General features: G+C 47.9%; 24 protein-coding genes. 11 read left to right on the top strand and 13 right to left on the bottom strand.

Features of this window, described 5'->3' with window-relative positions:
- The first annotated feature begins 100 nt into the window (after positions 1-100).
- Both elbB and mtgA read left to right on the top strand, forming a co-directional pair.
- Positions 101-754 carry an isoprenoid biosynthesis glyoxalase ElbB gene (gene elbB / locus LC084_RS13695; RefSeq protein WP_226571739.1) on the top strand — a complete coding sequence of 218 codons (654 nt, stop codon included), beginning with the start codon at positions 101-103 and terminating at the stop codon, positions 752-754.
- Positions 751-1,479 carry a monofunctional biosynthetic peptidoglycan transglycosylase gene (gene mtgA, locus LC084_RS13690; protein WP_226571738.1) on the top strand — a complete coding sequence of 243 codons (729 nt, stop codon included), beginning with the start codon at positions 751-753 and terminating at the stop codon, positions 1,477-1,479. The genes elbB and mtgA overlap by 4 nt, the downstream gene beginning before the upstream one ends.
- A 7-nt stretch (positions 1,480-1,486) precedes the next feature.
- On the opposite strand, the gene npr is transcribed toward mtgA, so the two are convergent.
- From npr to LC084_RS13635, 11 genes are all read right to left on the bottom strand, one after another.
- Positions 1,487-1,759, bottom strand: coding sequence for a PTS phosphocarrier protein NPr (gene npr / locus LC084_RS13685; RefSeq protein WP_226571737.1), 273 nt, complete (start codon positions 1,757-1,759; stop codon positions 1,487-1,489).
- Positions 1,756-2,610 (bottom strand): RNase adapter RapZ, encoded by an 855-nt coding sequence (gene rapZ, locus LC084_RS13680; RefSeq protein ID WP_226571736.1) that lies wholly within the window; start codon positions 2,608-2,610, stop codon positions 1,756-1,758. Before rapZ ends, npr begins: the two co-directional genes overlap by 4 nt.
- Before the next feature lie 222 nt (positions 2,611-2,832).
- The gene (gene ptsN, locus LC084_RS13675; RefSeq protein WP_226571735.1) at positions 2,833-3,318 is read right to left on the bottom strand and encodes a PTS IIA-like nitrogen regulatory protein PtsN; all 486 of its coding nucleotides are present in this window, start codon (positions 3,316-3,318) and stop codon (positions 2,833-2,835) included.
- An 82-nt stretch (positions 3,319-3,400) separates the two neighbouring features.
- Entirely contained in the window at positions 3,401-3,688 is a 288-nt protein-coding gene (gene hpf, locus LC084_RS13670) for a ribosome hibernation promoting factor (protein WP_036104930.1), read from the bottom strand.
- Positions 3,689-3,710: 22 nt separating this feature from the next.
- A complete protein-coding gene (gene rpoN / locus LC084_RS13665) occupies positions 3,711-5,144 on the bottom strand; it encodes an RNA polymerase factor sigma-54 (RefSeq protein WP_226571734.1) in 1,434 nt (477 codons plus the stop codon).
- A gap of 161 nt (positions 5,145-5,305) precedes the next feature.
- On the bottom strand, positions 5,306-6,031 hold the full coding sequence (lptB, locus tag LC084_RS13660) for an LPS export ABC transporter ATP-binding protein (RefSeq protein WP_064600641.1): 726 nt from the start codon (positions 6,029-6,031) through the stop codon (positions 5,306-5,308).
- A 6-nt stretch (positions 6,032-6,037) separates the two neighbouring features.
- Positions 6,038-6,589, bottom strand: a complete 552-nt coding sequence (lptA, locus tag LC084_RS13655; RefSeq protein ID WP_226571733.1) for a lipopolysaccharide ABC transporter substrate-binding protein LptA — start codon at positions 6,587-6,589, stop codon at positions 6,038-6,040.
- The gene (gene lptC / locus LC084_RS13650) at positions 6,558-7,133 is read right to left on the bottom strand and encodes an LPS export ABC transporter periplasmic protein LptC (RefSeq protein WP_226571732.1); all 576 of its coding nucleotides are present in this window, start codon (positions 7,131-7,133) and stop codon (positions 6,558-6,560) included. The genes lptA and lptC overlap by 32 nt, the downstream gene beginning before the upstream one ends.
- Positions 7,130-7,696: a 3-deoxy-manno-octulosonate-8-phosphatase KdsC gene (gene kdsC, locus LC084_RS13645; RefSeq protein WP_226571731.1), complete on the bottom strand. Its 567-nt coding sequence runs from the start codon at positions 7,694-7,696 to the stop codon at positions 7,130-7,132. Before kdsC ends, lptC begins: the two co-directional genes overlap by 4 nt.
- A 15-nt stretch (positions 7,697-7,711) precedes the next feature.
- Entirely contained in the window at positions 7,712-8,698 is a 987-nt protein-coding gene (kdsD, locus tag LC084_RS13640) for an arabinose-5-phosphate isomerase KdsD (RefSeq protein ID WP_226571730.1), read from the bottom strand.
- Between the two features lie 12 nt (positions 8,699-8,710).
- Complete coding sequence (locus tag LC084_RS13635) at positions 8,711-9,688, bottom strand: calcium/sodium antiporter (RefSeq protein WP_226571729.1); 978 nt, start codon at positions 9,686-9,688, stop codon at positions 8,711-8,713.
- Between the two features lie 230 nt (positions 9,689-9,918).
- Here LC084_RS13635 and mlaF point away from each other — a divergent pair, with 230 nt between their 5' ends.
- From mlaF to murA, 7 genes are all read left to right on the top strand, one after another.
- On the top strand, positions 9,919-10,734 hold the full coding sequence (mlaF, locus tag LC084_RS13630; RefSeq protein ID WP_226571728.1) for a phospholipid ABC transporter ATP-binding protein MlaF: 816 nt from the start codon (positions 9,919-9,921) through the stop codon (positions 10,732-10,734).
- A gap of 4 nt (positions 10,735-10,738) precedes the next feature.
- Entirely contained in the window at positions 10,739-11,524 is a 786-nt protein-coding gene (gene mlaE, locus LC084_RS13625) for a lipid asymmetry maintenance ABC transporter permease subunit MlaE (RefSeq protein ID WP_036104899.1), read from the top strand.
- Positions 11,525-11,528: 4 nt separating this feature from the next.
- On the top strand, positions 11,529-12,077 hold the full coding sequence (gene mlaD / locus LC084_RS13620) for an outer membrane lipid asymmetry maintenance protein MlaD (RefSeq protein ID WP_226571727.1): 549 nt from the start codon (positions 11,529-11,531) through the stop codon (positions 12,075-12,077).
- A gap of 15 nt (positions 12,078-12,092) precedes the next feature.
- On the top strand, positions 12,093-12,722 hold the full coding sequence (gene mlaC / locus LC084_RS13615) for a phospholipid-binding protein MlaC (RefSeq protein WP_226571726.1): 630 nt from the start codon (positions 12,093-12,095) through the stop codon (positions 12,720-12,722).
- Entirely contained in the window at positions 12,722-13,021 is a 300-nt protein-coding gene (gene mlaB / locus LC084_RS13610) for a lipid asymmetry maintenance protein MlaB (RefSeq protein WP_226571725.1), read from the top strand. Before mlaC ends, mlaB begins: the two co-directional genes overlap by 1 nt.
- A 128-nt stretch (positions 13,022-13,149) precedes the next feature.
- Entirely contained in the window at positions 13,150-13,404 is a 255-nt protein-coding gene (gene ibaG, locus LC084_RS13605; RefSeq protein WP_226571724.1) for a BolA family iron metabolism protein IbaG, read from the top strand.
- Positions 13,405-13,457: 53 nt separating this feature from the next.
- Positions 13,458-14,717: a UDP-N-acetylglucosamine 1-carboxyvinyltransferase gene (gene murA, locus LC084_RS13600; RefSeq protein ID WP_226571723.1), complete on the top strand. Its 1,260-nt coding sequence runs from the start codon at positions 13,458-13,460 to the stop codon at positions 14,715-14,717.
- Positions 14,718-14,747: 30 nt separating this feature from the next.
- Here the strand turns inward: murA and sfsB are convergent, their stop codons facing one another.
- Together sfsB and ispB are read right to left on the bottom strand one after the other, a co-directional pair.
- Positions 14,748-15,011 carry a DNA-binding transcriptional regulator SfsB gene (gene sfsB, locus LC084_RS13595; protein WP_226571722.1) on the bottom strand — a complete coding sequence of 88 codons (264 nt, stop codon included), beginning with the start codon at positions 15,009-15,011 and terminating at the stop codon, positions 14,748-14,750.
- 217 nt (positions 15,012-15,228) lie between these two features.
- Positions 15,229-16,200: an octaprenyl diphosphate synthase gene (gene ispB / locus LC084_RS13590; protein ID WP_226571721.1), complete on the bottom strand. Its 972-nt coding sequence runs from the start codon at positions 16,198-16,200 to the stop codon at positions 15,229-15,231.
- Between the two features lie 257 nt (positions 16,201-16,457).
- Between ispB and rplU the strand changes: the two genes are divergently transcribed.
- Together rplU and rpmA are read left to right on the top strand one after the other, a co-directional pair.
- Positions 16,458-16,769, top strand: coding sequence for a 50S ribosomal protein L21 (rplU, locus tag LC084_RS13585; RefSeq protein WP_036104882.1), 312 nt, complete (start codon positions 16,458-16,460; stop codon positions 16,767-16,769).
- 16 nt (positions 16,770-16,785) lie between these two features.
- Positions 16,786-17,043, top strand: a complete 258-nt coding sequence (gene rpmA / locus LC084_RS13580) for a 50S ribosomal protein L27 (protein WP_036104873.1) — start codon at positions 16,786-16,788, stop codon at positions 17,041-17,043.
- The last annotated feature ends 68 nt before the right edge of the window (positions 17,044-17,111 follow it).

Raw genomic sequence — 17,111 nt, 5'->3', positions numbered from 1 at the left:
AACTTAAATTACTTGTTACATGAATCAGTAAAATGTGTGAAGCATAGCGCCTTAATAGCATTTTATTTAACGATTTGACAGCGGTACAAAGAGAATTTGTATGAAAAAAATTGGTGTAGTCCTGTGTGGTGCTGGTGTCTATGACGGCTCAGAAATTCATGAAGCGGTTCTCACTTTACTGGCTATAGCCAGAGCTGGAGCTGAGGCCGTTTGTTTTGCTCCTGATAAACCACAACATGATGTGATTAATCACCTCACAGGTGAGTTGATGCACGAAACGCGAAATTGTTTGGTTGAAGCCGCGCGTATCACCCGAGGAAATGTGAGCCCTTTGAGCCTGGCTCAGGCTGCAGAGTTGGACGCACTAATTGTTCCTGGCGGGTTTGGCGCAGCCAAGAACCTCAGTAATTTTGCTGTTGCAGGGGCTGAATGCTCGATTGACCCTTCTTTGAAAACACTGGCAAAAGAGTGCCATGCGGCTGGTAAGCCACTGGGTTTTATCTGTATTGCACCCGCCATGCTCCCCCATATTCTTGAAACGCCCGTCCGTCTGACTATTGGCACGGATGTTGACACCGCTGAATTAGTGGAAGAGATGGGCGGTGAGCACGTTCCTTGCCCGGTAGAGGATATTGTGGTGGATGAAGACCAAAAAGTAGTAACCACTCCGGCCTATATGTTGGCAAACAGTATTGATGAAGCTGCTCAGGGCATTGAGAAACTGGTCTCCCGTGTTCTGGTTCTTTGCCAATGAGTAGAAGCCGTAACGGGCTGTTAGCACGAGTGAAACGTTATATCCTGTTTGTTGTTCTGGGAATTGCGGGTTTTTGGCTGTCATTAATACTGCTGTTTCGCATGTTACCTGTACCGTTTAGCGCGGTGATGGTGGAACGCCAGGTCTCTGCCTGGTGTTCTGGCGATTTTCACTATGTAGCGCATTCAACATGGGAATCCATGGATAACATATCGCCCTGGATGGCGATTGCGGTTATTGCAGCAGAAGATCAAAAGTTCCCGGAACACTGGGGGTTTGATGTCGGAGCCATTCAGAAAGCGTTGGCTCATAACGAGCGCCATGAAAACCGAATACGTGGTGCATCGACATTATCTCAGCAAACAGCCAAAAATATGTTTTTGTGGGATGGGCGTTCCTGGGTGCGTAAAGGCCTGGAGGCCGGGTTAACGGTTGGCATTGAATTGCTGTGGGGTAAGCGCCGAATTTTAACGGTTTACCTGAATGTGGCAGAGTTTGGTGACGGCATCTTTGGGGTTGAAGCGGCTGCAAAACATTACTTCCATAAGCCCGCCAGCCGCCTGACACCAGCGGAAGCCGCTCTGTTAGCCGCGGTATTGCCCAACCCCATTCTTTATAAAGCCAGTGCGCCTTCAGGGTATGTTCGTGCCAGGCAACAATGGATACTCCGCCAGATGAGGCAACTGGGTGGGGAAGGCTTTTTGGCTGAACACAAGCTGGATTAACAGGTAGTCAATCTTCGTCGAATCCCGCATTAAATAGCGCGATAACGGCGGCAAGGGCTTCTTCTTCCTGAGGACCTGTTGCTTCCACTTCAATGTGTCCACCTTTGGCAGAATCCAGCATAAGGAGAGCTATTACGCTGCTGGCTTCAGCTTCAGTTCCACTTTCATTGCGTAACAGCACTTCCGCATTGAAACTTTGTACCAGTTCAAAGAGCTTCATAGCCGGTCGGGCGTGCATTCCTAAACGGTTAGTTAGCTCAACAGTTTGTTTTACGGTCATGTTTTGCGTTTTTCCAACGTGCGATGACGAGACTGGACGTTTTTGCCGCGTGAGCGGAAATAGTCGGCCAATTGTTCTGCAACATAAACAGAGCGGTGCTTACCACCCGTACAACCAATAGCAACCGTGAGGTAGCTACGATTATTTGTTTCCAGCATTGGCAGCCATAACTCAAGGTAGCTGCGTGTCTGGTAAATAAAGTTATGCACTTCGGTATGCCTGTCTAAAAAAGCAGCGACAGGTTTATCCAGACCGGTCATTGGGCGCAGTTTGGGATCCCAATGCGGGTTAGGCAGAAAACGAACATCAAACACATAGTCTGCATCAATCGGAATACCGTGTTTAAAGCCGAATGATTCAAATACCATAGTGAGTTCACGTTCGCGTTTGCCCAACAGACGGGTTCGCAGCATTTCTGCCAGCTCGTGAACGGACATTTCTGAAGTATCAACAATCAGATCAGCTCTGGATCGCAATGGTTCCAGCAGATCGTTCTCTTCATCAATCGCGCTTTCCAGAGACAGATTTTTACTGGACAGAGGATGAAGACGTCTGGTGTCGCTGTAGCGGCGAATTAGGGTGTTACGGTCAGCATCAAGAAACAGGAGTTGTGGTGAAAAGCTATCAGGCAGGTTACGCATTGCCTGTTCAAAAATTTCCGGTGATTCGGGCATGTTGCGCACATCAATGCTCACTGCCGCAGATGTTTGCCGGTCAGATAATGTTCGGGCCAAATCAGGTAGCAACACGACTGGTAGGTTGTCTACACAGTAAAACCCCATATCTTCCAGTGCGCGCAAGGCTACGGATTTCCCTGAACCTGAGCGGCCGCTGACAATCATCAGCACCATGAACAGTCTCTCCCCAGTCTGAATATACCCGTTAGAGGTTTGCACAAGGCGTTGAAATTATTTCTCTCATCCTTGAGAGATGCCTTAAAAGCTGGCGCTGGTAATGTTTTTCGTGGCTTTACTGACAGATGAAGCCAGTGAAATTAACGATGCCTTTGCCTGCCTGCAACCCCAATTTCTATGGGTATCTTGTGATGTTATTGCATGATTACTGCGCCGGAGTCAGGCTCCTGCATTTCCTGCGTCAGTAATAATGTTAAATAACTCTTCATCCGTTTGCGCCATACGGAGTTGGCGGCAAATGGTTTTGTCGGCCAGCTTTTTAGCAACCAGCGACAAAGTATGTAAGTGCGTTTTCGTTTGGTCTGCCGGGACCAGCAAAGCGAACAAAAGATCAACGGGCTGATTATCAATAGCATCGAAAGCTATGGGTGTTTCCAGGCGGATAAATACACCAACAGCACGTAATGTGTCTTCTTCCAGTTTACCGTGCGGGATAGCGATACCATTGCCAATGCCAGTACTCCCCATGCGCTCACGGGTTAATACCGCATCAAAAACGGATTGTGGCGGAAGGCCTAACTGCTTAGCCGCCAGCTCACTGACGATTTCCAGAGCACGTTTTTTGCTCTGACAATGTACGTTATTACGTGTACATTCCTGGTTCAGGACAGCGCTGAGTTGCAGCGCAGAATCATTATTCATCATAGCTCCACCTGGCATCCTCTGGGCCAGCGGCCCGCTATCCTGCGATAACGGGCCGCTGAGATTCAGGGAAATACCTGGGTCATCAATGCTGTTTCAGTTTATCTTTGTGTTTGGTTAATTGACGGGCGAGTTTATCTATCAAACCGTCAATTGCGGCATACATATCCTGGCCTTCGGCACTGGCATGCAACTCACCGCCATTTACATGAAGCGTTGCATCCGCTGTTTGAGTGACTTTTTCCACTTTCAACACAATATAGACTTGGTTGATCCTTTCGAAATACTGCTCCAGTTTGGCGAATTTTGTGTTCACGAATTCGCGCATAGCTTCAGTAATCTCGACATTCTGTCCTGTGATATTGAGTTGCATATTGTCTTCCTTATCGGTTGAGTCAAACCAATTGTTTACGCTGGTTCGACGGCGGTATGGATAAAGACTCGCGGTATTTTGCGACAGTGCGCCGGGCCACCATGATACCTTGATCAGATAACATAGAAGTCAGTTTACTATCACTAAGTGGTTTTGCCGGGTTTTCTGCGGCAATTAACTTCTTCACCAGTGCACGAATTGCTGTAGAGGAGGCTTCACCCCCGCCTTCTGTATTTACGTGGCTGGAGAAGAAATATTTCAGCTCAAAAATGCCCCGTGGGCTGTGCAGATATTTTTGCGTGGTAACACGTGAAATCGTTGATTCATGCATTTCCACTGCCTGAGCGATATCCGCCAGCACCATTGGCTTCATGTATTCTTCGCCATTTTCAAAAAAAGCCTGTTGTTGCTCAACAATGCACTGGCTGACCTTAAGTAGCGTGTCGTTGCGGCTTTCGAGGCTTTTTATCAGCCATTTCGCTTCTTGCAGATTACTGCGGATGAATTGGCTGTCACTGTCATTACGCGCATTGTTGCACATAGAAGCGTAATGCTGGTTGATGGACAAGCGGGGAATACTGTCGGAATTCAGTTCGACTGTCCAGCGCCCTTTATGTTTGCGGACCAGAACATCGGGAATAACGTATTCAGGTTCACTATTGTGAATAGATTGGCCTGGGCGAGGGTCGAGAGACAGGATCAGCATCATCGCATCTTTCAGCACATCTTCTTTGAGACGCGTAACTTTCATCAATGTACGAAAGTCATGGTTTGCCAGAAGATCGAGATGGCCGTTGATTATCTGCCGGGCTTCTTCAATAAAAGGGGTTTCACGGGAAAATTGCGAAAGCTGTATAAGCAAACAATCACGCAAATCACGAGCCGCAACGCCTACAGGATCAAACCGCTGTACCCGTTTGAGTACGGCCTCAACTTCATCCAGTGTGACAGTTTCATCACCCATACTTTCCAGAATATCTTCAACAGGAACGGTGAGATAACCTGTTTCATCAACGGCATCGACGATTGAAGTAGCAATTGCGCGGTCGGTATCGGAAAAAGGGGTTAGTTCAACCTGCCACATCAAGTAATCCTGCAGCGTTTGTGTTGTCTCACCCTGATAAACCGGCAGCTCATCATCAATGTAATCAGCACCTGTTCCTGATGGTGTCCCGGCGGTATAGATTTCATCCCAGCTAGCATCCAGAGGAAGCTCTTCAGGCATATCTTTTTGCTCAAGCGCTTCTCGGGTATCCAGCGATTCACTATCCTGGGCATCCTGAGTTTCCACTTCTTCATGAAAATCGGTTTGCTCAAGCAGCGGATTATTTTCCAGCGCTTGCTGGAGTTCTTGCTGCAGTTCCAGCGTAGACAGTTGCAACAGGCGAATGGCCTGTTGTAGCTGAGGCGTCATGGCAAGCTGTTGGCTAAGCTTTAGTTGCAAACCTTGCTTCATATTCAGAGCATACTTCCTCAGGTCAATACGTTAATAATACCTGCCCTGGCAAAAAGAAAAACTCTCCTGATAAAGTGAAACGGTGACAGTGATAACGAATAGAGAACAAACCTGATATGAGGTGTACTCACTCTTTTTTACATCCTGTCACGCTTACCCTATCAGAGTCTGAACTCTTCCCCAAGATATACCCGCTTCACATGCTCGTCTTCGAGAATTTCACTGGGTGTACCATGCGCGATAAGGTGTCCCTGACTGACAATGTAAGCTCGTTCACAAACAGCCAGCGTTTCACGGACGTTATGGTCGGTAATCAATACACCCAGGCCACTGTCACGCAGATGTTCAATAATACGTTTTATGTCGATAACTGAGATGGGGTCAACCCCTGCGAAGGGTTCATCCAGCAGAATGAATTTCGGATTAGCGGCCAGTGCTCGTGCAATTTCTACACGGCGGCGTTCACCACCAGACAGTGATTGCCCGAGGCTGTCACGTAGATGTTCGATGTGAAACTCTTCCATCAACTCATTTGCCCGATCGACACGTTGTTCACTGGAAAGGTCATCTCGAATTTGTAAAACAGCCATCAGGTTATCGTACACGCTTAGCCGACGGAAAATAGAGGCTTCTTGTGGCAGATAACCGATCCCTCTGCGAGCTCGGGCATGGAGCGGTAACAGGCTGATGTCTTCATCGTCAATGGTGATATTGCCAGCGTCACGAGGAACGATACCCACGACCATGTAAAATGTGGTGGTTTTCCCTGCACCATTTGGCCCCAACAGGCCAACAATTTCGCCAGAGTTCACAGTTAAACTGACATCTTCAACGACCCGACGTCCTTTATAGGCCTTCGCCAGGTTTTTCGCGGTAAGTGTTGCCATACTGAATTAGTTACTCTTTTTAGGGGCAGTTTTCTGGTCTTTTTTGTCCTGAAGTTGGGACGGAACCAGAACGGTCGTCACGCGTTTACCTTTATCGCTAAACGCCTGCATTTTCTGTTCTTTAACCAGATAGGTAATTTTATCGCCGGTGATATTACTATCAAGTTGCTCCAGGTAAGCTTTGCCAGTCAGCACGACAAAGTCATTTTGCAGCTCATAATGCATATGGCTGGCATGGCCTTTAACCGGCTTACCATTATCTTGCATTTGGTAGAATGTGGCCGGGTTACCGTAACCATCAATCACTTCTTTACCTTTTTCGCCACCCGGACGTGTCACAACGACTTTGTCTGCGTTGATCTTGATGCTTCCCTGGGTGACAACAACATTACCAGTAAAGGTAACGATATTACCCTGCATATCCAGAGACTGCTGATCCGATTCAATATGGATAGGCTGGTCCGTATCGCCAGTTAAAGCAAATGCCGGGAGGCTGGCGGCAAACAATGCACCGGCTACCAGAACGTTAAGGCTGAGTTTGTTTATTTTGAATTTCATAGGAAGTTCTAACCTTTTCAATCAGCTTGGCCGTTTTACTGCGTAAGTTGCCGCGCATTTTCAAACCACTGGAATTAAATGTGGTGCCATATAGCGTCACCAGATCGTCGGAGGCAACATCCTGAGTTATCAGGTTTACCTGCGCGTTATCGGTGGTGATTTTACGTAATTGTGAGTCAGGCGTCAGTGCATCCAACTCTACATGCCCGTAAAGATAAAGCATCCGGTCATTGGTCAGTTTTGCTTTGTCTGCCCGGATAGACCAGGTGGCGACTTTATTCTTATCGTATGAAGTTACTACAGGGTCAGTAAACCAGGTTAGCTCTTGATCTGAATAGTATTCAACATGCCTGGCTATCAGGCGATAATTGAGTGCGCCTTCTGGATTATAAACAACTGTATCAGAGTGCTCACTCTGATATGTTGGCTCGTTGTTATTGACCTGCACTTGCGAATTATTGTCGTTATCTGCGAGGTTTATCCCCAGTAGAATCAAAACAACCAAGGCAAGCAGGATAATGACCCAACGTCTGGTTTTACTCATATTGATTGCCCTGTAGCCTGCTCGAGTTTGCCCTGTGACTGTAGCAGGATATCGCAAATCTCCCTTACTGCGCCGCGCCCACCAGAAATTGTCGTGACATAATCTGCACGGGGAAGAAGCATTGGGTGGGCGTCAGCAACAGCCACACTCAAACCGACTTGTGACATCACAGGCCAGTCAATCAGGTCATCACCAATATAAGCGACGTCTTCTGGTTGTAACGAAAGATGAGAAAGCAACGATTGGTAAGCTATTCGCTTATCACTTTGCCCTTGCCAAAGATGAGTGATGCCCAGTGTCTGGCAACGGTCTTCAAGTAACTTTGCTTTACGCCCGGTAATAATGGCAACTTCAATACCTGATGTCAGCGCGCAACGAATTCCATAGCCATCTCGCACATTGAACGCTTTTAACTCTTCACCATTGTTGCCCATATAAATGAGACCGTCAGACATCACGCCATCAACATCAAGAATCAGCAGCTTAATTCGCGCAGCCTTTTCTATCACGGAATTATCGACCAGACCGTAGCACGTTTCAGTTACCGCTTGGGGGGTACTCATTACTTCATATCCTATTCAGACTACGCCTGCGCGCAGCAGATCATGCATATGTATCACACCTGCCAGATGGTCGCCATCTGCAACCATAACAGCCGTAATATGGCGTGATTGCATTAAATTCAGAGCGTCCACAGCCAGTGTACCGGGTTTAACCCGAATACCGCCCTTGGTCATTACGTCTTTAATCGCCAGACTATGCAGGTCTACGCCCATATCAAACACCCGACGTAAGTCGCCATCGGTGAAAATACCATGAATTGTCATCTGGTCATCACAGATAACCGTCATCCCCAGGTTTTTTCGGGTGATTTCCAATAAAGCATCGCGTAATGAGGCATGTTCACTTACACGGGGAATCTCATCACCAGTGTGCATAATATCATTAACACGCAGTAATAACTTGCGCCCAAGAGCTCCACCAGGATGCGACAGTGCAAAATCTTCTGCCGTGAACCCTCTGGCTTCCAACAGCGCAACGGCCAGGGCATCCCCCATTACTAATGTAGCGGTTGTGCTGGTGGTTGGTGCCAAACCCAGCGGACAAGCTTCTTGTGGTACGTGAATGCACAAATGTATATCTGCCGCTTTTGCCATCGTGCTTTGTGGCCGCCCGGTCATACTGATAAGGGATACGTTCAGGCGTTTAAGTACAGGAATGAGCGCCAGTATCTCGTTGGATTCACCTGAATTGGAAATGGCGATCACAACATCTTTATCCGTGACCATTCCTAAATCACCATGGCTTGCTTCCCCCGGGTGGACAAAAAATGCGGGGGTTCCTGTACTGGCGAATGTTGCCGCCATTTTACGCCCTATATGCCCGGACTTGCCCATTCCCATTACTACGACTTTGCCCTGGCACCCGAAGATTTTCTTGCAGGCCAGAGTAAAATCGCCATTGATATATTGGTCTAATTGGGCAAGACCTGCTCGTTCAACCGCAAGAACAGTTTTCCCGGCGTGTTGGAAATCAAAACCTGCATCCACGTTTTTGTGTGACATACCGTGTCCGTATTACTCGACGAAAGGAAAAAAACCGGCGAGGCGCATAATTAGCCAGAGAATAAAACCAGCTAATAATAAAGCGCCCGCACATTTACTGATTTCACCTGAACGGCGCCAGCAAAGCAGCGCGAATACAAAGCTAACCAGTAATAACACCCCATAATCATACCGGATCATGAGTGGATCGAGGTCGCTATGGTACCCGAGAGCAGGTAAACCCAGAACAATTGTGATGTTGAAAATATTGGCACCGATTAAATTACCAATAGCGATATTGTCTTCACCTTTCCTTGACCCGGCGATTGCCGTTGCCAACTCAGGCAAACTGGTGCCAATGGCCAGCACTGTGACACCAACCAGGAACTCGCTGATGTTAAAAGCGTTGGCAAGTACTGTAGCATTATCAATCACCATATGAGTGGCTATTGGCATAATGATAAGCGCGACACCCAACCACAAAAAAGCAACTGGCAGTGAGCCTTCGCAGGGCAGTTCTGCCAATTGTTCTCTGGTCAGATTATCGTTTTCTTTGTGATGGGCGTGTTGGGCAAATTTGACTGTTAGCAGCAAGTAAATGGCGGCCATGATCAGCAATGTAACGCCTTCGCCACGAGTTAATTCGCCGTCCCAAAGGATATACCCGGCAACAAGTGTAACCAGCAGCATTAGTGGGATTTCCCGGCGTAACAATCCTGAATGGACTTTTAAGGGATGTAAAGTTGCTGCCAGGCCAAGGATAAGCAGAATATTGGTGATATTTGAACCAATGGCTGTGCCTACAGCCAAGTCTCCCTGGTCACGTAGTGTTGCTGATAACGCGACGATAATTTCGGGCAAAGATGTGCCGACAGTCACGACAGTCATGCCGATGATTAGTGGTGAAAGCCCAAGCCGATGACAAAGAAGAGAAGCAGAAAAGACCAGTCGGTCGGCGCTGTAAACCACCAATAGTAAACCGATGATTAACAGAGACGTCGCTACAAACATGAAAAATCCTTTATTCAGTTACAATGACTGGTTCACTGATCTTGCTTATGCGGGAACAGCACAGCACGAACACTTGCCTAATTTTGACTATATGGCACCGAAAAGTAAAACGATGCCAGTTTTCGCTAACTGAACTGCGCAATATTCTGTAAGAATATCGCGCACTGCAGGAACCGACGCCGTGTTTAAATGTACAGGTGTATCTGAAGCTAAGAGTTTAAGGACATCAGATGAGCCAGATAGTGGATAACCTGGTCGATATTCGAGACGTGACCTTTTCACGCGGAAGTCGGCGTATTTTCGACAATATCTCGTTGACAGTACCGCGTGGAAAGATCACGGCCATCATGGGGCCATCCGGGATTGGTAAGACAACCCTGCTACGCCTGATCGGTGGGCAGATAAAACCTGATGCCGGCCAAATTTTATTTGATGGTGACAATATTCCGTCACTGTCCCGTTCTCGGCTGTTCACAGTCCGTAAACGGATGAGTATGCTTTTTCAATCAGGTGCGTTATTTACGGACCTGAACGTGTTTGAAAATGTGGCTTATCCATTACGCGAGCATACTCATTTGCCTGAGCCATTACTGGTCAGCACAGTCATGATGAAGCTGGAAGCCGTGGGATTACGCGGTGCTGCAGATCTTATGCCATCAGAGCTTTCTGGCGGGATGGCCCGTAGAGCTGCACTGGCGCGCGCTATCGCACTGGAACCTGAACTCATCATGTTTGATGAACCTTTTGTGGGGCAGGATCCTATCACTATGGGCGTATTGGTTAAGTTAATTTCTGAGTTAAATCGTTCATTAGGCGTGACTTGCATTGTGGTATCCCACGATGTACCAGAAGTTCTTAGTATTGCCGATGAAGCATGGATCGTCGCTGATCAACAGATTATCGCGCAGGGCAGCCCGGAGGGGTTACGCAGTAATCCGGATCCACGGGTTCGCCAGTTTTTGGATGGTATTGCCGACGGTCCTGTGCCGTTCCGTTTTCCGGCTGGGGAATATCAACGGGATTTATTTGCAGGAGCGGAGGAGTAATCACGTGGTATTTCTGGATGCGCTGGCATCTCTCGGGCACAAGGGCATTAAGTTTTGTGCGACATTCGGTCGGGCAGGGGTACTGCTCTTTAATGCACTGGTTGGTAAACCCGAGTTTCGCAAACATGCGCCGTTATTGATGCGCCAACTCTACAGCGTTGGTGTTTTGTCTATGATAATCATCATCGTCTCCGGATTGTTTATCGGTATGGTGTTGGGCCTGCAGGGATATTTGGTTTTAACCACATATAGCGCAGAAACTAGTCTGGGCATGCTGGTGGCTTTGTCGCTACTGCGTGAGCTGGGGCCGGTTGTTGCTGCATTGTTGTTTGCCGGGCGGGCCGGTTCTGCTCTTACAGCAGAGATTGGCCTGATGAAAGCCACGGAGCAACTTTCCAGTATGGAAATGATGGCTGTTGACCCTTTGCGCCGTGTGATTTCCCCGCGTTTCTGGGCTGGTGTCATCTCACTGCCGTTACTGACATTAATTTTTGTCGCGGTTGGTGTTTGGGGTGGCTCACTGGTTGGGGTTAATTGGAAAGGGATCGATTCCGGCTTTTTCTGGTCAGCCATGCAAAATGCTGTCGACTGGCGCCTGGACCTGGTCAACTGTGTTATCAAAAGTGTAGTGTTCGCCATTACTGTAACGTGGATTGCGTTATTTAATGGCTATGATGCTATCCCAACATCTGCAGGGATTAGCCGGGCGACTACACGTACTGTTGTGCACGCTTCTCTGGCTGTTTTGGGGCTGGATTTTGTGCTTACTGCACTGATGTTTGGGAATTAAGTTCATGCAAACGAAGAAATTTGAAATCTGGGTTGGCGCATTTATGCTGGTTGCGTTTGCCGCTATTCTTTTTATCTGCCTGCGTGTGGCGAATGTCACCTCTTTTCATACTGAGCCTACTTATCGTCTGTATGCCACTTTCGACAACATTGGTGGCCTTAAAGCGCGTTCACCAGTGCGTATCGGTGGGGTAGTAATTGGCCGGGTGGCAGATATTTCACTGGATCCAAAAACTTATTTACCCCGTGTGGCCATGGATATCGAACAGCGCTACAACCACATTCCAGATACCAGTTCGCTGGCAGTGCGTACTTCTGGCTTATTGGGGGAACAGTATCTGGCACTGAATGTGGGTTTTGAAGATCCTGAATTAGGCACTGGTATTCTGAAGGATGGTGACACCATGCAGGATACCAAGTCAGCAATGGTACTTGAGGATCTGATTGGCCAGTTCCTGTATAAGAGCAACAACGGTGACAACAAAACGAGTGGCGATGCACAAGGAACGTCACAAGGGAATAATGAGACATCCCCGTCCGGGAAAACGAACTAAGTTTGGAGATATGTCATGTTTAAACGGCTGTTAATGGTTGCCATGTTGGTGATCGCACCTTTAGCGGTAGCAGCGGATCAATCTAATCCGTATGTGTTAATGAACCAAGCGGCGGAAAAAACGTTTTCCAGGCTAAAAAATGAACAGGCGAAAATTCGTCAGAATCCTGATTATCTGCGTGAGATAGTCGATCAGGAATTGCTGCCTTATGTCCAGGTTAAGTACGCAGGGGCATTAGTTCTGGGTCGCTATTATCGTGAAGCCACGCCAGCGCAACGGGAAGCCTATTTCGCAGCTTTCCGTGAATACCTGAAACAGGCTTATGGGCAGGCACTGGCAATGTATCATGGTCAGACTTACCAGATTGCACCTGAGCAGCCCATTGGTGACGCAACTATCGTGGCAATTCGCGTGACTATCATTGACCCGAATGGGCGGCCACCAGTACGCCTGGATTTCCAGTGGCGTAAAAATAGCCAAACGGGTAATTGGCAGGCGTATGACATGATTGCTGAAGGCGTCAGCATGATAACGACAAAACAAAATGAGTGGAGTGATTTGTTGCGCCAAAAAGGGATTGATGGGTTAACAGCAGAGCTGAAAACAATTTCTCGTCATCCGATTACCCTGGATGCGCAGAAATAATGGCGGGTGATTTGCAGTGGCAACTGGATAACGGCACTCTGTCTCTGTCCGGTACCCTGGACCAGGGGACTTTATTGCCACTATGGTCACAGCGCCAGTCTGTTTGCCAGTCGTTGTCTGAGATAGCGGTAGGCGGCCTGATAAGGGTGGATACTGGCGGGTTGGCTATTTTACTGCATCTGGTGGAAGCATCCCGTTCTCAGGGGCATAAGGTTGTGCTCACTGGCATGAATGAAAAGCTGGTTATGCTGAGCAGGCTTTATAATTTACCTGAATCAGTATTTCCTTATACTCACTAGTATTTTCAGTGGGTTAGTCTGAAAGCCTTGCATTTTCTAGCTGCAAGGCTTTTTTGCTTATTTCAGCGGCGAACACTTTCCTCTAAGATGTTTGGCTGTTTTGATTAATCGACGATGATGAAGAGCCCATGGAAAATCATGAAATTCAGACGGTGCTGATGAATGCACTGCCCCTTCAGGAAGTACACGTCACTGGTGATGGTAGCCATTTTCAGGTTACTGCAGTGGGTGAACTCTTCGCCGACATGAGTCGTGTGAAAAAACAACAAACGATTTATGGGCCCCTAATGGAATATATTTCGGATAACCGCATCCATGCTTTATCCATCAAAGCCTATACACCGACAGAATGGGAACGCGACCGTAAATTAAACGGATTCTGAGCTGCAACAACGCTGCAGCACTTGTGATTTTGAATATGTAGAGAGCAGTCCTGATGGATAAATTCCGCGTACAAGGGCCGACATGCCTGAGCGGCGAAGTGACTATATCGGGGGCGAAGAACGCCGCATTGCCGATTTTATTTGCCGCATTACTGGCTGAAGAGCCAGTTGAGATTCAGAATGTCCCCAAACTGAAAGACATTGATACTACAATGAAATTGTTGAGCCAACTAGGTACAAAGGTTGAGCGCAACGGATCTGTCTGGATTGATGCCAGTAAAGTTAACATTTACTGTGCACCTTACGAGCTGGTCAAAACAATGCGAGCGTCCATTTGGGCATTAGGTCCTTTGGTTGCCCGTTTTGGCCAGGGTCAGGTGTCTTTACCCGGTGGTTGTGCTATTGGTGCTCGTCCCGTTGATTTGCATATTTCTGGTCTGGAACAATTAGGGGCAGAAATTAAGCTGGAAGAAGGGTACGTTAAAGCCAGCGTCAATGGCCGCCTGAAAGGGGCGCACATTGTTATGGATAAGGTCAGTGTTGGCGCAACAGTAACCATTATGTCTGCTGCAACACTGGCTGAAGGTACTACGGTTATTGAGAATGCAGCCCGCGAACCCGAAATTGTTGATACTGCCAATTTCCTGAATACGCTGGGAGCAAAAATAACAGGCATGGGTACAGACAGCATTACTATCACGGGTGTTGAACGCCTTGGTGGTGGAGTGTATCGCGTGTTACCAGACCGTATTGAAACAGGCACGTTCCTGGTGGCTGCTGCTATTTCTGGCGGAAAAGTGATGTGCCGTAATACCCGCCCGGACACACTGGATGCGGTATTAGCCAAATTGCGTGAAGCGGGTGCAGATATTGAGACTGGGGAAGACTGGATATCTCTTGATATGCACGGTCAGCGCCCTAAAGCTGTAAATGTTCGTACTGCACCGCACCCTGGTTTCCCGACCGATATGCAGGCTCAGTTTACATTGCTCAATTTAGTAGCCGAAGGCACTGGTGTTATCACTGAGACCATTTTCGAAAACCGGTTTATGCATGTTCCTGAGTTAATTCGCATGGGCGCACATGCAGAAATTGAGAGTAATACTGCGATTTGCCATGGTGTTGCCACCTTATCAGGAGCCCAGGTTATGGCGACTGATTTGCGTGCTTCGGCAAGCCTGGTGCTTGCCGGGTGTATTGCTGAAGGTGTTACGGTTGTTGACCGCATTTACCACATAGACCGTGGTTATGAGCGTATTGAAGACAAACTTCAGGCGCTGGGTGCGAAAATTGAACGTATTCACGCAGAATAATGTAAAAAACCGGGGAATTCCCCGGTTTTTTTAACGCTGGCGAATGAGCCGGGTTCTGTCAATGAATTGTGCTGTGTGCGGGTCATAGTAACGAGATGGCCAAATCTCCCATGGGTTTACATCAAGCGCATCGGCTATCAGCCTTTCACCTCGAGGCCAGGGGCGCGTCAGTGCGTTGGCGAGGGTTGAAGAACTCAGCCCCGCTTTACGTGATTCTGCGGCCATTGATGTTCCTCTTTTGCGCAACGCGGCAATAATATCCGCCGGATGCCAGTCAACAAATTTACTTTCCATGTTTTCTTCCTGTTGCTAATGGGGTGCATTGGTTACTCTGTGGAAACCTGAGTTGTATAGCACAGGGAATTCTCGAAAGTTCTTAATATAGTAGGTTGTGGTTTGTTTTGTGTTCCCGCACTCAGCTTTGTGTAATGCGTTGCAGAAAGGAGCTGAAAAGAAAAGGATCCACACCACATGGCGTAGATCCCTTAAGCTAAGCAAATATCAGGTGTGTTTAGTGGTTACGTTGAACGGCTATATGGGCAAGACCTGTCAGTGCATCTTTCCAGACCGAATCAGGAAGTATTGCCAGCGCTGCAATGGCCTTATCAGCTTCCTGTTCGGCGCGCAGTCGTGTCCAGGCGAGTGAACCACACATTTCCATTGCTTCCAGAACTGGCTCCAGAAGGTGCCGACCATTACCTTGTTCAATTGCCTGGCGAATCAAACTGGCCTGCTCAGGTGTGCCGTGCTGCATGGCATGCAACAGTGGGAGAGTGGGCTTCCCTTCGTTCAGGTCATCCCCGACATTTTTGCCAAGCGTTGCACCATCTGCACTGTAGTCAAGCAAGTCATCAATAAGCTGGAAAGCTGTGCCAATGTAGCGACCATAATCTTGTAGAGCGAGTTCTTGTTCCTGTGTTGCTCCAGCAAGAATGCCGGAGCATTGAGAAGCTGCTTCAAACAGGCGTGCAGTTTTACTGTAGATAACCCGCATGTAGCTTTCTTCTGTGATATTGGGGTCGTTAACATTCATCAACTGAAGAACTTCACCTTCGGCAATCACGTTCACTGCCGCCGACATTACCTCCAGTATTTTGAGTGAACCCAGTTGAGTCATCATCTGGAATGCCCGGGTGTAGATAAAATCCCCTACCAGCACACTTGCTGCATTACCAAAGGCAGCGTTGGCTGTCGCTTTACCACGGCGCATATCTGATTCATCTACAACATCATCATGCAGCAATGTCGCGGTATGAATAAACTCGATTAAGGCTGCAATAGTGACATGTGCGTTGCCGTCATAACCCAAAGCTCGGGCAGAAAGCACAGCAATCATTGGACGAATCCGTTTCCCGCCACCACTGACTATGTAGTATCCCAACTGATTGATTAGCTGAACGTCAGAGTTGAGCTGATCCAGAATTGTCGCGTTTACGCCCGCCATATCTTGCGCGGTTAACTCGGTTATTTTCTCTAAATTCATCGCAAAAGTCTGGCTGTTGCCCGGTTTATCCCGTTCGACGGAACATGTTATTGGGTATCTGTCTGGTCATCAAATACAGATTGTACTGAAAAAATGCGCTTAATAAATGGAACATTGTGCGTAGTGTTTTTTTTCTACACGAATTGATGATGGTACTTGTCAAATGTCCTGGATTTGCGTAATATTCGCGCCCTATTGTGATTATTTATAGCGCGCACTGAAAACACATAAGGTGTGTGCGGAAAGCGGAGTTTTTTATGTACGCGGTTTTCCAAAGTGGTGGTAAACAACACCGAGTAAGCGAAGGTCAGACCGTTCGCCTGGAAAAGCTGGACATCGCAACTGGCGAAGCAGTTCAATTCGACCAGGTTCTGATGATTGCCAATGGCGAAGAAGTTAAAATCGGCGTTCCTTTTGTTGAGGGCGGCGTAATCAAAGCTGAAGTTGTTGCTCATGGTCGTGGCGAGAAAGTTAAAATTGTTAAGTTTCGTCGTCGTAAACACTATCGTAAGCAGCAGGGCCACCGTCAGTGGTTCACTGATGTGAAAATTACTGGCATCAGCGCTTAACAGGGGAGCAGATTAAATGGCACACAAAAAGGCTGGCGGCTCAACACGTAACGGTCGCGATTCTGAAGCTAAACGTCTGGGCGTAAAACGTTTCGGCGGTGAAGCAGTTCTTGCTGGCAGCATCATCGTTCGTCAGCGTGGCACCAAATTCCACGCAGGCAGCAATGTAGGTTGCGGTAAAGATCATACTCTGTTCGCTTTGTCTGACGGTAAAGTCAAGTTCGAAGTTAAAGGTCCGAAAAACCGTAAATTCGTAAGCATTGTTGCTGAATAAGTTTTTCGCGTCCCGGTAACGGATTGAAGCCCCGCAACGTGTTGCGGGGCTTTTTACATTCTGACACT

The sequence above is a fragment of the Mangrovibacter yixingensis genome (genome assembly GCF_020523985.1).
Lineage (GTDB): Bacteria > Pseudomonadota > Gammaproteobacteria > Enterobacterales > Enterobacteriaceae > Mangrovibacter > Mangrovibacter yixingensis.
Note: the sequence above shows the minus strand (reverse complement) of the source record. Positions and strands in the feature narration are given on the sequence as shown.

Bases quoted from the DNA above. Each gene is read 5' to 3' on its own strand.
- elbB (WP_226571739.1), top strand. From the start codon at position 101: ATGAAAAAAATTGGTGTAGTCCTGTGTGGTGCTGGTGTCTATGACGGC.
- mtgA (WP_226571738.1), top strand. From the start codon at position 751: ATGAGTAGAAGCCGTAACGGGCTGTTAGCACGAGTGAAACGTTATATC.
- npr (WP_226571737.1), bottom strand. From the start codon at position 1,759: ATGACCGTAAAACAAACTGTTGAGCTAACTAACCGTTTAGGAATGCAC.
- rapZ (WP_226571736.1), bottom strand. From the start codon at position 2,610: ATGGTGCTGATGATTGTCAGCGGCCGCTCAGGTTCAGGGAAATCCGTA.
- ptsN (WP_226571735.1), bottom strand. From the start codon at position 3,318: ATGATGAATAATGATTCTGCGCTGCAACTCAGCGCTGTCCTGAACCAG.
- hpf (WP_036104930.1), bottom strand. From the start codon at position 3,688: ATGCAACTCAATATCACAGGACAGAATGTCGAGATTACTGAAGCTATG.
- rpoN (WP_226571734.1), bottom strand. From the start codon at position 5,144: ATGAAGCAAGGTTTGCAACTAAAGCTTAGCCAACAGCTTGCCATGACG.
- lptB (WP_064600641.1), bottom strand. From the start codon at position 6,031: ATGGCAACACTTACCGCGAAAAACCTGGCGAAGGCCTATAAAGGACGT.
- lptA (WP_226571733.1), bottom strand. From the start codon at position 6,589: ATGAAATTCAAAATAAACAAACTCAGCCTTAACGTTCTGGTAGCCGGT.
- lptC (WP_226571732.1), bottom strand. From the start codon at position 7,133: ATGAGTAAAACCAGACGTTGGGTCATTATCCTGCTTGCCTTGGTTGTT.
- kdsC (WP_226571731.1), bottom strand. From the start codon at position 7,696: ATGAGTACCCCCCAAGCGGTAACTGAAACGTGCTACGGTCTGGTCGAT.
- kdsD (WP_226571730.1), bottom strand. From the start codon at position 8,698: ATGTCACACAAAAACGTGGATGCAGGTTTTGATTTCCAACACGCCGGG.
- LC084_RS13635 (WP_226571729.1), bottom strand. From the start codon at position 9,688: ATGTTTGTAGCGACGTCTCTGTTAATCATCGGTTTACTATTGGTGGTT.
- mlaF (WP_226571728.1), top strand. From the start codon at position 9,919: ATGAGCCAGATAGTGGATAACCTGGTCGATATTCGAGACGTGACCTTT.
- mlaD (WP_226571727.1), top strand. From the start codon at position 11,529: ATGCAAACGAAGAAATTTGAAATCTGGGTTGGCGCATTTATGCTGGTT.
- mlaC (WP_226571726.1), top strand. From the start codon at position 12,093: ATGTTTAAACGGCTGTTAATGGTTGCCATGTTGGTGATCGCACCTTTA.
- mlaB (WP_226571725.1), top strand. From the start codon at position 12,722: ATGGCGGGTGATTTGCAGTGGCAACTGGATAACGGCACTCTGTCTCTG.
- ibaG (WP_226571724.1), top strand. From the start codon at position 13,150: ATGGAAAATCATGAAATTCAGACGGTGCTGATGAATGCACTGCCCCTT.
- murA (WP_226571723.1), top strand. From the start codon at position 13,458: ATGGATAAATTCCGCGTACAAGGGCCGACATGCCTGAGCGGCGAAGTG.
- sfsB (WP_226571722.1), bottom strand. From the start codon at position 15,011: ATGGAAAGTAAATTTGTTGACTGGCATCCGGCGGATATTATTGCCGCG.
- ispB (WP_226571721.1), bottom strand. From the start codon at position 16,200: ATGAATTTAGAGAAAATAACCGAGTTAACCGCGCAAGATATGGCGGGC.
- rplU (WP_036104882.1), top strand. From the start codon at position 16,458: ATGTACGCGGTTTTCCAAAGTGGTGGTAAACAACACCGAGTAAGCGAA.
- rpmA (WP_036104873.1), top strand. From the start codon at position 16,786: ATGGCACACAAAAAGGCTGGCGGCTCAACACGTAACGGTCGCGATTCT.